Annotated in this window: 14 protein-coding genes; 5 read left to right on the top strand and 9 right to left on the bottom strand. The window is 70.5% G+C overall.

Going from position 1 to position 14,431, the window contains the following annotated elements:
* Nucleotides 1-263 precede the first annotated feature (263 nt).
* A complete protein-coding gene (locus tag ACIA8G_RS28585) occupies nucleotides 264-1,061 on the top strand; it encodes a thymidylate synthase (RefSeq protein ID WP_396421761.1) in 798 nt (265 codons plus the stop codon).
* Nucleotides 1,058-1,513 (top strand): dihydrofolate reductase, encoded by a 456-nt coding sequence (locus ACIA8G_RS28580; protein ID WP_396421760.1) that lies wholly within the window; start codon nucleotides 1,058-1,060, stop codon nucleotides 1,511-1,513. Before ACIA8G_RS28585 ends, ACIA8G_RS28580 begins: the two co-directional genes overlap by 4 nt.
* Here the strand turns inward: ACIA8G_RS28580 and ACIA8G_RS28575 are convergent.
* Genes ACIA8G_RS28575 through ACIA8G_RS28565 form a run of 3 tightly spaced genes read right to left on the bottom strand, consistent with a single transcriptional unit; the run spans nucleotide 1,510 to nucleotide 3,299 of the window.
* Nucleotides 1,510-2,031, bottom strand: a complete 522-nt coding sequence (locus tag ACIA8G_RS28575; protein WP_396421759.1) for a YciI family protein — start codon at nucleotides 2,029-2,031, stop codon at nucleotides 1,510-1,512. The genes ACIA8G_RS28580 and ACIA8G_RS28575 overlap by 4 nt on opposite strands.
* A 3-nt stretch (nucleotides 2,032-2,034) precedes the next feature.
* Nucleotides 2,035-2,394 carry an MmcQ/YjbR family DNA-binding protein gene (locus tag ACIA8G_RS28570; protein ID WP_396421758.1) on the bottom strand — a complete coding sequence of 120 codons (360 nt, stop codon included), beginning with the start codon at nucleotides 2,392-2,394 and terminating at the stop codon, nucleotides 2,035-2,037.
* A gap of 14 nt (nucleotides 2,395-2,408) precedes the next feature.
* Nucleotides 2,409-3,299 (bottom strand): proteasome assembly chaperone family protein, encoded by an 891-nt coding sequence (locus tag ACIA8G_RS28565; RefSeq protein ID WP_396421757.1) that lies wholly within the window; start codon nucleotides 3,297-3,299, stop codon nucleotides 2,409-2,411.
* A 96-nt stretch (nucleotides 3,300-3,395) separates the two neighbouring features.
* Here ACIA8G_RS28565 and ACIA8G_RS28560 point away from each other — a divergent pair, with 96 nt between their 5' ends.
* Together ACIA8G_RS28560 and ACIA8G_RS28555 are read left to right on the top strand one after the other, a co-directional pair.
* Complete coding sequence (locus tag ACIA8G_RS28560; RefSeq protein WP_396421756.1) at nucleotides 3,396-4,040, top strand: DUF4230 domain-containing protein; 645 nt, start codon at nucleotides 3,396-3,398, stop codon at nucleotides 4,038-4,040.
* 62 nt (nucleotides 4,041-4,102) lie between these two features.
* The gene (locus ACIA8G_RS28555) at nucleotides 4,103-5,701 is read left to right on the top strand and encodes a serine/threonine-protein kinase (protein WP_396421755.1); all 1,599 of its coding nucleotides are present in this window, start codon (nucleotides 4,103-4,105) and stop codon (nucleotides 5,699-5,701) included.
* Nucleotides 5,702-5,742: 41 nt separating this feature from the next.
* Here the strand turns inward: ACIA8G_RS28555 and ACIA8G_RS28550 are convergent, their stop codons facing one another.
* The 4 genes from ACIA8G_RS28550 to ACIA8G_RS28535 form a co-directional block, all read right to left on the bottom strand.
* Nucleotides 5,743-7,824 (bottom strand): DUF3488 and transglutaminase-like domain-containing protein, encoded by a 2,082-nt coding sequence (locus ACIA8G_RS28550; RefSeq protein ID WP_396421754.1) that lies wholly within the window; start codon nucleotides 7,822-7,824, stop codon nucleotides 5,743-5,745.
* 67 nt (nucleotides 7,825-7,891) lie between these two features.
* The gene (locus ACIA8G_RS28545; RefSeq protein WP_396421753.1) at nucleotides 7,892-8,998 is read right to left on the bottom strand and encodes a DUF58 domain-containing protein; all 1,107 of its coding nucleotides are present in this window, start codon (nucleotides 8,996-8,998) and stop codon (nucleotides 7,892-7,894) included.
* Complete coding sequence (locus ACIA8G_RS28540; protein WP_396421752.1) at nucleotides 8,995-9,960, bottom strand: AAA family ATPase; 966 nt, start codon at nucleotides 9,958-9,960, stop codon at nucleotides 8,995-8,997. The genes ACIA8G_RS28545 and ACIA8G_RS28540 overlap by 4 nt, the downstream gene beginning before the upstream one ends.
* Nucleotides 9,957-12,101 carry a hypothetical protein gene (locus ACIA8G_RS28535; RefSeq protein WP_396421751.1) on the bottom strand — a complete coding sequence of 715 codons (2,145 nt, stop codon included), beginning with the start codon at nucleotides 12,099-12,101 and terminating at the stop codon, nucleotides 9,957-9,959. The genes ACIA8G_RS28540 and ACIA8G_RS28535 overlap by 4 nt, the downstream gene beginning before the upstream one ends.
* 185 nt (nucleotides 12,102-12,286) lie before the next feature.
* Here ACIA8G_RS28535 and ACIA8G_RS28530 point away from each other — a divergent pair, with 185 nt between their 5' ends.
* Entirely contained in the window at nucleotides 12,287-12,943 is a 657-nt protein-coding gene (locus ACIA8G_RS28530; RefSeq protein WP_396421750.1) for a DUF948 domain-containing protein, read from the top strand.
* A gap of 177 nt (nucleotides 12,944-13,120) precedes the next feature.
* Here ACIA8G_RS28530 and ACIA8G_RS28525 read toward each other — a convergent pair whose 3' ends face one another.
* Together ACIA8G_RS28525 and ACIA8G_RS28520 are read right to left on the bottom strand one after the other, a co-directional pair.
* Nucleotides 13,121-13,795: a fibronectin type III domain-containing protein gene (locus ACIA8G_RS28525; RefSeq protein ID WP_396421749.1), complete on the bottom strand. Its 675-nt coding sequence runs from the start codon at nucleotides 13,793-13,795 to the stop codon at nucleotides 13,121-13,123.
* Between the two features lie 10 nt (nucleotides 13,796-13,805).
* Nucleotides 13,806-14,408: a hypothetical protein gene (locus ACIA8G_RS28520; RefSeq protein WP_396421748.1), complete on the bottom strand. Its 603-nt coding sequence runs from the start codon at nucleotides 14,406-14,408 to the stop codon at nucleotides 13,806-13,808.
* Nucleotides 14,409-14,431 lie beyond the last annotated feature (23 nt).

Raw genomic sequence — 14,431 nt, 5'->3', positions numbered from 1 at the left:
CCTAGACAAGAAGAATGATCAACCAAGGGCTTCACTCATGATCAACTAGGGTGCTCACTCCGCGGCCATCGGTTAAAACTCAAGCTAGTGGCGTGACTCAGAACGTGTGCGGGTAATTCACGCTCAGCAGGGCGCCTCGCGGCACCGCCCCCACGCCCACATACATCCAGTATGAGGACGTGGAGGCGGCACCACGATGCACCCGTCTGACCGCGAATTCCCCGGCCACCTTCTGAGCCACGCCACTAGGTAGGCTCACCCGTATGGCCGACACGCAGTACGAAGACCTGCTCCGCCACGTCCTGAAGGAGGGCGTGCACAAGCAGGACCGCACCGGCACCGGCACGCGGTCGATCTTCGGCCACCAGCTGCGCTACCCGCTCGCCGCGGGCTTCCCGCTGATCACGACCAAGAAGGTCCACTTCAAGTCGATCGCGTACGAACTGCTGTGGTTCCTGCGCGGCGACAGCAACGTGCAGTGGCTGCGCGACAACGGCGTCACGATCTGGGACGAGTGGGCCTCCCCCGAGGGCGAGCTCGGCCCGGTCTACGGCGTCCAGTGGCGCTCCTGGCCGACCCCGGACGGCGGGCACGTCGACCAGATCGCCGAGGTGCTCAAGACGCTGCGCTCGAACCCCGACTCGCGCCGGATCATCGTGTCCGCGTGGAACGTCGGCGAGATCGCGCAGATGGCACTGCCGCCGTGCCACGCGTTCTTCCAGTTCTACGTGGCCGACGGCAAGCTCTCGTGCCAGCTCTACCAGCGCAGCGCGGACCTGTTCCTGGGCGTGCCGTTCAACATCGCCTCCTACGCCCTGCTGACCCACATGGTCGCCGCCCAGACCGGTCTCGGCGTCGGTGACTTCATCTGGACCGGTGGCGACTGCCACATCTACGACAACCACGTCGAGCAGGTGGAGCTCCAGCTCAGCCGCGAGGTCCGCCCGTTCCCGGCGCTGCGGATGGCGCCCGCCGACAGCCTCTTCGATTACCGGTTCGAGGACTTCACGATCGAGGGCTACGACCCGCATCCCGGCATCAAGGCTCCGGTGGCGGTGTGATCGGCCTGATCTGGGCCCAGGCCGCGAACGGCGTGATCGGCCGCGACAACGCCATCCCGTGGCACATCCCCGAGGACATGAAGCACTTCCGGGAGATCACCTCGGGCTCGGCGGTCCTGATGGGCCGCCGCACCTGGGAGTCGTTGCCCCCGCGCTTCCGCCCCCTGCCGGACCGCCGCAACCTGGTCCTTTCCCGCACGCCGCAGGACGGCGCCGAGACGTTCGACAGCCTGGAGAAGGCGCTCGCGGACGTCACCGGCGACCTGTGGGTGATGGGCGGTTCCGCGGTGTACGCGGCCACGCTGCCGTTCGCGGACCGGGTCGAGGTGACCGAGATCCGCGAGGTCGTCGAGGGCGACACGTACGCACCGGTGGTCGACCGCGAGCCGGTCAGCGTGGGCGAGTGGCAGGAGTCCAGCTCAGGCCTGCACTACCGGTTCGTCAGCTACTAGCGGCGGCCGCCGAACTCCCACTTGTGGACCTCGACCGCGTCGTAGCGGTCGACGGTCAGGACCGAACGCGGGTCAGCAGACCTGACCAGCGCGGCCGTACCCAGCCAGACCGTGCCGTCGTCGGACAGCAACGGGCCGTACGTGATCAACTCGTCCGTGCGCGCCGGGACGAGGTCGACGGCCTCCCCCTGCCCGAACCCGAGCACCAGGTGTCCCCCGCCTTCACGGCCGCCGGGAAAGTCCCACATCGTGCGCCCGAGCACGTTGTTCCACCTGCGCAGCAGCACATCGCGGTACGCGCCGGCCTGGTAGTTCGGCTCGTCGAACGCGAAGGCACGCGCCGCCGCGGCGTCCGGCAGGTCGACGATGTGCACGCTGCCGGTGACCACGTCACCGGCGAAGGTGGGGCCGCGGGCGATCAGCTCGAACCGGTCCATGTAGGACCAGTGCTCCTCGCCCAACCGCTCGCGCAACGGCAGCGAACCGGGCCGATCCCGGTGGTAGCAGAAGAACTCCACCCGCTACCGCCGCCGCGCCCGCGCGTGCCACGCCTCCACGATCAACTCCTCCAGCTCCCCCAGCCCGATGTGCTCCAGCCGCACCAGAATCGCCGGATACCCGTGGAAGTGCGGCGTGGTGAAGTAGACCGTCCGGTCGGAGGCGAGCAGCGCCTCCTTGGCCCCCAGATCCGGCACCCGAGCGGCCAGAATGGGCCCGGAAGGGGCGGAGGAGCCCAGCGCCGCCAGGTCGGTCTTGCGCAGCGGCCGTTCCCACACGAAGAGCTTGTCCTTGACCCTCCAGTCGACGACGCCTTCCCGCACCCGCTCCGTCACATCGGGCATGGAGGTGGCGATCCGGTGCACGTCGTCCCAGGTGGCCATCGGTTCTCACACTCCTACAGGTGGTCCGGCGGACGCTGCTGCTCGGCCAGGAACCGCTCGAACTCGGCGCCCAGTTCGTCCGCGCTGGGGAGGTCGGTGTTGCCCACAGTCTGGATGAACGCGTCGTACTGCCGCTCGAGCGCTTCCACGACCTGGGCCACCTCCTCGGACTCCGCGACCTGCCGGTGGATCTCGGCGTCGGCGGCCTGCGCCGCGTCGACCAGCGACCCGATGGGCAGCGCCAGCCCGGTGGCACGGGCGACGGCGTCCAGCAGGGTGACGGCGGCGGTCGGGTAGGTCGACTGCGCGAGGTAGTGCGGCACCTGGGCGGCGAAACCCATCGCGTCCTGACCCGCCTTGCCCAGCCGGAACTCCAGCAGGCCCGACACGTTGCCCGGCACCTGCACGCGGTTGAAGAACGGCTGGTACTCGGACACGAGCTCGGGCCGGGTCGCGTGGCCGATGACGTTCAGCGGACGCGTGTGCGGCACGCCCATCGGGATGCCGTGGAAACCGACGGTGAGGCGCACGCCCCAGCGGTCGATCAGGGACCGCACGGCGAGCACGAACGTCTCCCAGCCGCGGTCCGGCTCGGGACCGCTGAGCAGCAGGAACGGGTGCCCCGCGCTGTCCCACAGCAGGTGCACGACCAGTTCCGGGGCGGCGTAGTCCTCCCAGTGGTCGGTCGCGTAGGTCATCAGCGGCCGGCGGGACCGGTAGTCGATCAGGCCGTCGATGTCGAAGCGGGCGACGACACGGCTTTCGAGGGTCTCCAGCAGGTGCTCAGCCAGCAGCCGGCCGGCGGCTCCGGCGTCCATGAATCCCTCGAAGTGGTGCAGCAGCACCGCACCTGTGAGGTCCGGCACCTCCGAGTCGACCTCGTACAGGTTCTCCGGGTCCAGCACCGCACGCCTCCAAAGCAATCGTTCCCGTCTCGTCCAAAGCCAACCAGATCGGCACGGGTCTGATTCCGCACGGGTCGATTAGCCCATACGGACCGAGTGAGCGCATTACCTCACGGGTACACCAACGCGGTGTACAAGCGTTCGGTGACGCGTGGAGCCCTGGTCGCTGCCGTCTTCATCCTCCTCGGCGCGGCCGTGTTCATCTTCGACCAGTTCAGGCCATTCGGTGACGAATCGATAGACCGCAGCCAGCCGGCGATGCTCAAGGCCGTGCGCGACCTCAGCCAGTATCACGCCGCAGCAGGCGAATTCCAGGTCGTGCTGGACATCGAGCAGGACGTCAAGTGGGTACCCGACGCACTGGCCGGTCAACGCACGCTGTTCGTGGTCGCCGGTTCTGTCAACGCCTACATCGATCTCGGTTCGCTCGCCGAGGACGGGCTGGTCCTGTCAGAAGACCGGAAGACGGTCGAGCTGCGGCTGCCGAAGCCGCAACTGGACAAGCCGAACATCCACCACGACCGTTCGTACGTCTTCAGCCAGGAGCGCGGCCTGATCGACGATCTCAAGGCGCTCGTGGAAACGCCTGACCAGCAACGGTTCTACCTCGCCGGCGAAGCCAAGATCACCGAGGCGGCACGGCAGTCGGAGCTGCTGAAACGCGCCGAGGACAACACCAGGGTGATGCTCACCGGAATGCTGCAGTCGTTGGGATTCCAGGTGAAGGTGCGCTCCGACTGAACCTCGAGCGCGGCTGCGCCGAACGTCCGGGTGAGCCGACCTCGCCGGGATAGGATCCGTTGGTGGAAGACGATCTGATGGCCTGGGCACCCGCGCAGGGTGCCGCGCAGGCGCCCGGGATCGCGTTACCGGGCTTCAGCGCTTTCCGCGTGATCGCGCAGGGCGGCGAGGGCACGATCTACCGCGCCCGCCAGGACGGGCTGGGCCGCGACGTCGCGGTGAAGGTCCTCCAGGTGACCGACCCGGCGACGGTGACCCGTTTCCGCCGCGAGCTGGCGATCACCGTCGAACTCGGCCGCCAGCACCCCCACATCGTGACGGTGCTGGACACGGGCACCCTGCCGGATGGCCGCCCGTGCATCGTCATGGAGTACTACGAACGCGGCTCGCTGCACGACCGTTTGCGCGCCATGGGCCCGTTGCCCGTACCGGACGTGGTGGCCGCCGGCATCGCGGTCGCCGACGCGCTGGCGTTCGCGCACGGCCAGGGCATCCTGCACCGCGACGTGAAGCCGCAGAACGTCCTGGTGCTCCCGACCTCCTACGTGCTGGCCGACTTCGGCATCGCCCGCGGCGCCGACGCCGGCCACTCGGCGTCACTGCAGATGGTCAGCTACCGGCACGCGGCCCCGCAGATGCTGGAGGGCGGCACCCCGTCGTTCGCCGACGACATCTGGTCGCTCGGCTCGACCCTGTTCACGTTGCTCGAGGGCAAACCGCCGTTCGCCTCGGACAACCCCGACGAGGACACGCTGCTCTCCTACGTCGGCCGCGTCAGCCGGGCCGAACCCCGTTCCCTCACCCGTTTCGACGTGCCCGCCTCACTGGCCGCCGTGCTGAACCGCTGCCTGCGCAAGGAACGCGCGGAACGCTTCGCCTCGGCCCAGGAGCTGCGCGACGCGTTGATGGCGGTGAGTTCCGGCACCGCGCCGTCAGTGTCCGTTGTGGACCCGGACTCGACGGCGATGCTGGGCGAACGCACGTGGGTCATCCCGGACGGCCCGACCGAGGCGCCCGGCTTCGGCCCGCGAGGTTTCGTGCCCGAGCCCGACCCGGAACCGGAGCCGGTCCCGGAGCCCGACGACTCCTGGCGGGGTCAGCTCGCGGACCTGACCTACCGGCAGCACGACCTCGTGGCGCCTGTTCCACCCCGGCCGGTGGCGGTGCTGCCGACGGTCGACCTGCCCCCGGTCGAACCCATGACCGCCCCGGCGCGCAAGAGCAGGCGCGCCGGTGTGCTGGCGCTGCTGGCCGTGGTCGCGGTGACGGGCGGTGTCCTCGCGGGCCTGCTCCTCAACCGCCCCGGCGATCAGCAGGCCCAGTCCCCTGTGACCACGACGCTGCCGGTACCGACCTCGGAGTCCACCGCCGCGGGCCCGCCGCCGAACGCCGACCCGAAGTTCATGCCTGTGCTCAAGCGGGCGGAGTACAAGGGCAAGACGATCGAGCTGGAGTGGAGCGACCCGAGCGACGGACAGGCCGAGTTCGTGGTGATCGACGTGACCGGCGCCAAGCCGGTCGCGGTGACCAGGGTGACCGGGGGCAGCACGAAGTACGTGATCGAGGACGGCGGTGGGCAGCGGCGGTGCTTCCAGATCGCAGCCTTTGGTTATGGCGGTGAACGCGGCAGTTCGGCCAAGGTCTGCGCCAACAAGAATTAGCGGCGTCGCAGCGGGCTCGGCGGCGGAACAGCGCAGCGAGCTCAGCGGCGGAACAGCGGCCGCGGGTCGATCGCCCACACCACCCTGCGCCACCAGGAAGCCTTGCGCCGCACCGACTTGCGGACCTGGCGGGCGAGCTGCCAGCCGTTCGGCGAGCCTGCCGCACCCGCACCCGCACCCGCACCCGTTCCCGTTCCCGTTCCCGTTCCCGCACCCGCACCCGTTCCCGCACCCCCACCCGTTCCCGGCTTAGGCGCGAACGCGGCCTGGTCCACCATCGCGGCCAGCCTCACCCCGGCCTCGCCCCACTCCCGCCCGACATCCGGCACCGTCCGGCTCGGCCTGGGCCCGAGCCCGGCCAACTGCAGGGCGTCCAGCACCTCATGCCACGCCCCCACCGGCCCGGCCGACCGCAGCCGCACCCGCCGCGTCGTCCGCGCCGCGTACAGCGCGATCACGAGCAGGACCGGTGTCAGCACCCAGAACGGAAAGCCCTTCGGCGCCGCGGGCGCGGCCACCGCGTCCGGTGCCACGGCCGTCGGCTGCACCAGCGGTGGCACGGACGCCAGCGACGTGGGCGGCGGCTTCGCGGTGGTGGACGCCAGGCGGTTGAGCACCTCGCGCTTCGAGGCGGCGCTGGGCCCGCTTCCGTTGCCCGACACCGGGTCGAACGCCACCCAACCCCACCCGCTGAAGTACACCTCCGGCCAGGCGGTGGCGTCGGCGGCGCGGATGATGCGTTCGCCGTCCTGTTCCGGCACCGGCTGGAACCCGACCACTACCCGCGTCGGCAGCCCGACCGCCCGCCCCAGCACTGCATAGGCCGACGCGAACTGTTCGGCCGTCCCGGCGCCCGCACCGGCCTCGCCCTCCCCGCCGAACAGGAACGTCTCCAGCCGCGCGTACGAGGAGCCGACCGGCGCCTCCGCGTCCGGTCTGCGGTTGAGGCGCACGACCTGTTCCAGCGCAACGGCTTTCTCATACGGCGTGCGCGCGCTCGACGTCGCCTGCCTGGCGTACTCGGCGAGCGTGAACGGCAAGCGCGGCAACGCCGTGTACCGCGTCGCGTCGGACGGCACCGAGGCCTCGGCGAGGTCGGTGTCCGCGGGCGTCTCCACCACGCCGCGCACGGTGTAGGTCAGCCCGGCCCGCACGCCTTCCGCGACCACCAGGGAACCCGTGTCCGGGTCGACCATCGCGGTGCTCAGCGACACCGCCTGCGGCTTGCCCACGCCGGGCAGCCACTCTCCCTGCAACCCGGTGATCCGCAGGTCGGCGGTCGCGTCCTGGGACCTGCCCCCGATGGGCAGATCCGGCGCCTCCACCACACCGAGCGGCCCGTACGTGCTGGCGGCTTCCCACGACGCGCCGGAGTACCTGCTCAGCGTCACCAGCCGCACCGGCACCTCGGGCCCGCGCATCCGGAACAGCTCCGCGTCCCCCTGCGCGGCCCACGCGGCGAGCTGCGGCAACGGGTTCGCGATGGCGACGTCGGTGATCGGCGGGGTGACCAGCTTGCGCGGCTCGAAACCGTTGGTGGGCAACACGATCGTCAGCAACGTCAGCGCGGCCAGCGACACCGCGAGCACCGCGGGCGGCACCACGGGACCGCGCCGGTCGATGATCAGCCAGCCCAGCGCCAGCAGCACGACCAGCACGAGGGCGACCAGGCCGTAGCGGTCCGCCTTGCCCGTGGTGAGCAGCGCGGCCGACACGTACAGCACCGAAACACCCAGCGCGGGCACGAACAACGCCGTCCCCCGCCTGGTCACCGACAGCACCGTCACCGTGGAGACACCGATGATCAGCAGCAGCCCCGGCACCAGCAGTTCGGGCGTGGCAGGAGCGGGGCGGGCGGCGGTGAGCAGCCGGGGCACCGTGTCCAGCAGCACCCACGTCGGGTCGCGATCCGGGGACGCGCCACGTGCCGCGAAGAAGCCACCCGCCATCGCGAGTGCCATGACCGCGAGGCCCGCAAGCCCGGCCGGCACGAGTTTCTTGAGCAACAGCGCGAGGAACCCGGCGAACGCGGCCAGTCCGAAGTAGACGATCGCGCCGTCCCACGCCTGCGCCAGCTGCAGCGAGCCGACGAGGAGGACGGCGGCCACCCAGGCGAACTTCATCGGGCCGCCTCCCCGCTCCAGGCACGTCGAAGCCGCCTCACCAGAACCGCGTCCACCCGCCCGCGCCTCACCGCGCCACCACCGCGTTCCACGAGTCGACCAGGTCCTCCGCCTTCGCGCCGCTGATCACCAGCACCGTCCCGGCGGCACCCACGGGCCGCTTCTCCTCCACCACGAGCACCGTGCCGAACGCCGCCCGCCCGGCCTCCAGCACCAGCGCGGGCACCATCGCACCGGTGATCACCGCCACCACGTCGAGATCCCGCACCGGCACCGTCGGCCGGCCGTCGACGTCGCGCAGTTCCAGGTCCGCCAGCGCCGACAGGATCGGCGCCGAGTCCTGTGTCTCCTCCAGATCGGTGCCACCGGACGACGTCAGGAACCGCACCGGGTGCCCCTGCTCCAGCGCCGAGGTGACCAGCGAGGCCGCGACCTCGACCGCCTCCTCGAACCGCTGCTCCTCGGCGTACGAGGCGCGGTTGTCGTCCAGCAGCACGGCCAGGTGCGGCCGCGCCGGGTCGGCGTCCTCGCGGATCATCAGCGTGCCGGTGCGCGCGGAGGTCGCCCAGTGCAGCCGCCGCAGGTCGTCGCCCGGCACGTACTCCCGCAGCCCCACCAGGTCCGTGCCGCCGCGCTCCACGCGTTCGTCGGCGCCGACCTGACCGCGCCGCGCACCGGACGGCAGCCCGCGCACCGGCAGCACGCGCGGCACGACCCGCACCTGCACGACATCACCGACCACGGTCCGCGCCTGCGCCAGACCGGCCAATCCCTTGCGCCGCAACGTCAACGGCCCGACGTCGAACACACCGCGCCGCTCGGTAGGGATCGCGTAGTCGACCGCCTCCACCGCACCGGGCTTCAGCAGCGGCACGTCCACCGCCATCGGCGAGCCCGCCACCAGGTCCACCGCGTCCAGCGCGACCGGCCACCGTCCGGTGGCCGACAGCTCCAGCCGGCCGTTGCACCGCGCCAGCCGTGGCACGGTGCGCGGCCGCACGGTCCGATGCGTCGACAACGGCGATGCGACCAGCACCGACACGACCGAGGCGATCACGAGTGCGGACAGCGCGATGCCGAACGCCGCCATGCCCGCGTACCGCCACCACAGGCCGACACCGAGCATCAGCACGCCCAGCACCGCAGTCCCGGTGCCGCGCAGGGTCAGTCTCATTGCGCCGCGGGCTTGGGCACCGGCACCCGCGAGAGCACGTCGGCCAGCACCTCCGACGTCGTCACGCCCGCCAGCACGCTCTCCCGGGTCAGCACCAGCCGGTGGGCCAGCACCGCGTCCGCGATGTCCTGAACGTCCTGCGGCACCACGAAATGACGCCCCTTCGACGCCGCGTACACCTGGGCGCACCGCACCAGCGTCCGCAGGCCACGCGTCGAGGTGCCGAGCCGCAGCCGCTCGTCGGTGCGGGTACCCGCACCCAGCCCGGACACGTAGTGCAGGATCGGGTCCGCCACGTGCAGCAACGCCAGCCGCCCGCTGAAAGCGCTCACCTCGCGCGGCGACGTCACCGTGCGGACATCCGCGATCCGGCCCGCCCCGCTGCCAGGACGCAGCACGTCCAGCTCGTCGTCCAGCGACGGATAGCCGATCGAGGTCCGCAGCATGAAGCGGTCCAACTGAGCTTCGGGCAACCGGTAGGTGCCGTCGAGGTCGATCGGGTTCTGCGTGGCCACCACGAGGAACGGGTCCGGCACCGCGTGCCCGACACCGTCGATCGTGACGGTCCGCTCCTCCATGACCTCCAGCAGCGCGGACTGCGTCTTGGCGGCCGCGCGGTTGATCTCGTCCGCCAGCACGATGTTCGCGAACACCGGACCCGGCCGGAACCGGATCTGCCCCGTCTGCGGGTCGTAGACCGAGGTGCCCGTCACGTCCGACGGCAGCAGGTCCGGCGTGAACTGCACACGCCGGGACACGCCGCCGAGCGCACCCGCCACAGCGCGCGCCAGCGTCGTCTTTCCCGTGCCTGGCACGTCTTCCAGCAGCACGTGACCGCCCGCGAACATCGCCACCAGCACCAGGTCGACCACGTCACGCTTGCCGCGCACGGCGCTCTCGACCGCGTCACCCAGCCGGGTGTGCAGGTCGCGGAACGCCGAGACCTCTCCGGTGTCGATCACTTGTCCTCTTCTCTGCGAACACCGATGCGCAGCAGGAAAGCGCTCACCAGCAACCCCAGACCACCCGCACCCGCAGGCGCGGTGTCCATGCCGGCGGGGGCCATGCGCGGGATGCAGCTCGGCTTGCCCGCGCACTCGTCGTAGGTGAAGATCGCGTTCCTCCCGGCCGACTCGACCTGACCGCCACCGGTCGCCGCGTAGGCGCGCACGACGATCTGGTTGCTGCCCTCGTCCACGTCGATCGACGCCGTGGTCGCGTTGCACGGGATGCCGGCGGCGAACCCGAACGTCTTGTTCACGACCTCGCAGCGCCCGTTGTGGCTCGCCCAGTCCGCGGGCGGCGCCATGTTCACGCGGCGCGTCGGGTTGGTGCGCACACCGCTGACCGACGTGATCACCACGGCACCCGCGCTCGGCAAGGACGGCGGCGGTGGCGGGGGTGGAGGCGGCGGAGGAGGCGGCGTGTTGGGCGGAGGCGTGGTCGGAGGCGGAGGGGGTGGAGGCGGCGGGGTGTTGGGCGGAGGCGTGTTCGGAGGCGGCGTGTTGGGCGGCGTCACCGTGAACGCCGCCATGCCCGCCGCACCCGCGGTCGCCGCCGTCGACGCCCGCACCGTCACGTCCAGCCTGCCGTTCGTGCAGAACGTGGAACCCGTGCACGGCACCGACAAATCAGTCGACGTGCCACTCACCTGAGCCGAGACCGAGCCGCCGCTGAACGAGCCGGAGCCCGCCACGGTGTAGCCCACGATCGGGTCGGTGGAGGTGGCCGCGTTCCAGCTCACCGTCACGACCAGCGCCGAGGCGGTGCGCGACTTCTCCCGCACCGTCACGCCGGCCGGTGCCGCCGGTGCACCGCCACCAGAAGAAGAAGGCGGCGTCGACGACGGTGGCGCGGGCACGTCCGGTGGCGGCGGCGGGTTGGTGCCGGGGTTGCGCGGCGGCTTCGTCGGCTCGTTCGGGTTCGGCGGCGGAGGCGGTGGCACCGACGGCGGCGGCGAGCGGTCCGGGTCCTTCACGGGCACCTCAGGGCTGCGGATCGTCAGCGACCGCGTCGCGCCGTCGGTGTCGACCAGCACGCCCGTCGAGGAGCCCGGCACGTTCACGAACAACCGGCCGTCGTCGAACACCAGCTCCGGATCGGACCCACCGGACGTGCGGACGTCGTCACCACCGCGGCCGCCGGAGCGGTCCAGGATGATGACCTTGCCCGATCCCTTGCACGGCACGTAGACCTTGTCGCGGTACACAGCAGGACGCCCCGGTTTCGGACAGCCCATCGCACCGACGTCGACGCGCAAGACCTCGCCCGCGACGACCAGCACGACGACCGAGGACTCCGGCACCGACGCGGGCACCAGGTCGACCGGCGCGGTCTGCGCGGCGAGCACCTCGGCGTTCGAGCGGTCTGTCGACGACGACCTGTCCTCCCCCGTGCCGTCACGCAGGATCACGCCGCCGTCGAGACCGATCAGCGTCACGCCCTGGTCGTGCGGCACGAGCACGGTGCGCGGTCCGGCACCGGTGACCTGGCGCTGCGACCGCTCCTGGAACCGTTCCTCGTCGTCGGACCAGTCGAGCGACCGCAGCGTGCCGCCGTGATCCACCAGCCACAGCACGCCGCGCTCGTCCACCACGGCGTCCGCGAGCGGCTGACCCGCCTGCCACGTCTGCCCGATGTCGGCCAGCGTCATCGGGTCCGCCGTGTGCACGGTGCCCGCCGCGCGGTCGACGACGAACACCAGTCCGTTCGCCACCAGCACCTTGCTGGTCGCACCGGGCGGCGCCTGGCGGCGGCCGGAGGCGAGCAGGGTCGCGAGGTCGATGACGGTGATCTCGCCGGTGCGCCGGTTCAGGATGATCAGGCGACCGTCCTCCTGGGCGATCTCCAGCTGCGAGTCGGGCCCGCTGATCTGCAGGCGCGTCTGCGGCTTGCCCGACACCGGGTTGACCTGCACCACCTCGCCCCGCTGGTCGTCACCCAGCCAGGTGAGACCGTCGGACACGTCCACAGAAGTGCGCGAGATGCCCTGCCCCAGTGCGGCGCCCGCGAGCACCAGCACACCCAGCAGCGCCGCGACGAAACTCGCCGATTCCCGCCCTCCACCGGAGATAATGCGTCTGATCCGGTGCCACCAAGCCATGCGCGCCTCCCTCGCCCGCCGGGGATGCTAACCCCCGGCTATGACAACTTCGGACGGTGCACGGTTCCCGGATCGCCCGGTCAGCCGACTGGCGGACATCAACGAATGTAATGACGGGGTCTGACAGTTCCGGAAAACGAATGGCGCTACCCCGAACTGATCAACACATAGGGCAGAGTGGGTGTATGGAGATCCCCGGGATGGGACTGGCCAGGCGGACGCTCGGCACCGCCATCGACACAGCGATCGAGACGACGGCGACCGTGGCAGCGGTCCCCGGCCGCGTGCTGGGCCTGATCGGCGAGGTCGAGCAGCTCGTCCGCAAGGTCAGCGGCACGATCGACGACATCAACGGCATCGTGCGGAAGGCCGACGTGCTCGTCGATCGCACCAGCCACGTCGTCGCGGACGCGGAGAAGGCCGTCGACGAGGTCCGCGCGATCACGGCGAGCGCGAGCGACGTCGCGGACCGCGCCGGGCAGGTCGTCACGACCGCCGGCCACACCGCGCACACGGCGAACGAGCTGATCGGGATCTACGAACCGATCGCCAAGCAGGCGCAGCCGCTCGCGAAGCGGTTCGTGGACGAGCTCTCGCCGCACGAGATCGAGGCCGCGATCAAGCTCGTCGACGAACTGCCGGTGCTGACCGAGCACCTGACCAACGACATCCTGCCGATCCTCGCCACGCTGGACAAAGTCGGTCCCGAGGTGCACCAGCTGCTCGAGGTCACGAGCGACCTGCGCCAGGCGATCATCGGCATCCCCGGCTTCGGGTTCATGCGCCGCCGCGGCGAGAAAAAAGAAGGCGAAGAAGGTGTGAGGGAGCCGGAGAACGGGTAGCCCGCCCCGTGACCTCGCTCCCACGTGAAGATCAACTGACCTGGTGGCTGCTCAGCGGCGTCTTCGGACTGCTCTCCGCGACCAACGTTTTGCTGGCCGCCACCGAACACACGACGTGGCCCTACGTGCTCGCGGCGTTACTCATCGCCGCGAGCACGTGGAGTGCCAGACAGGCGCTCAGACCTTCCCCGTCTTCTGATGCGTCAGATTCGACGCCGTCCCGAACCGGAAGGGCCGCACCCGATAGGTGGCGGTCTTCTCGTCTGGGAGTGTGATCACCCCGTACGAGGTGACGTCCGGATCGAGCTGCACCGCGACGCGGTAGTCCGCCGCGCCCGCGGGCTTGACCTCGATCAGGTACCCGTCCTCGTCGGACGCGTGGTCGTCCCACGTGAACAGGATCCCGTTGGCGTGCTTCACCTCCGCCTTCAGGTTCCGCGCCGCCGCCTCGGACGAGGACACCGGGTGCGTGCCCTTGCCGTCCTTGCGCGCCGCGGTCCAGTCCGGCCCCTCGATCTCCGGCACGTCCTCACCTGGCGGCAACGCGACGTCCACAGTGGCCGAGGCGGGCCCCGTGTACGGCCGGACCCGGTAGTAGAACTGGGTTTCCGGGATCAGGTCCGGATGTCTGTACGAGTTCTTGGCCGGTGGGCTGAACTCGAGGATCACGTACTCGCCGTCGGCCGCGTTCGCGTACTCGACGACCTGCCCGGACGACCCCGCCTCCGGACGCCAGTGCAGCGTCACGTCGGTGGGCGAGGTCAGCTCGGACGTCAGCGCGGGGTCCTGCTGTTCCTGGCCACAGGCCGCCAAGAACAGCAGGACTACCAACGTGGTGGTGAGTTTGTTCAAGGCAGAGCTATCACTTGCGCCAGAACTGGATTCCGCTCCAGACGACCGTCGCCGGTCCCTGGCCGCTCGCCGTCCGATACGCGCCGAACTTGTGGTAGAAGCTCGTACCCGAGCTCGCATAGGTGTGTGCCCGCGAGCCGTTGATGTACGTGCGGTGTTCCGTGGCCGTGTTGTGCACGGTGTTCACGCGCACGGTCGCGCCCACGGTCGCGCCGGTGGCGATGGTCGCACCACCGTGCACGGCGTAGAGCCGTCCGCCGCGTTCCACGGCGAGCATCCAGAACGGTCCCGCGCTGGGTGCCTCGCGGAACGTCTGCTTGAGACTGATGCGGGTGCCGCCGAGACTCGTGATCCGGAAGCTGCCCTGGAACTGACGCGTGCCGCCGGTGTAAGTGGCATACCGGCGCTCGGCACGCTGATCACCGCTCGCGGTGGAACAGGTGAGCTGGAACGTGAGACCGCTGACCGTGCCGCAGCCGCGCTCCTGCACGGTGAAGGACGGTGATTCGCTGGTCCACGGCCCGGTTTCCACCTGTGCCAGTGCGGGAGAACCCGCCACGAGCAGACCGGTCGCCATAGCGAGCCCCGCGACGGTGCGGAGTCGTTTGGACATACCGATACCTCCTCAAAACGTGC

Source organism: Lentzea sp. NPDC051213 (assembly GCF_044455585.1).
Taxonomy (GTDB): domain Bacteria; phylum Actinomycetota; class Actinomycetes; order Mycobacteriales; family Pseudonocardiaceae; genus Lentzea.
This window is presented reverse-complemented; position numbering and strand designations above follow the sequence as displayed.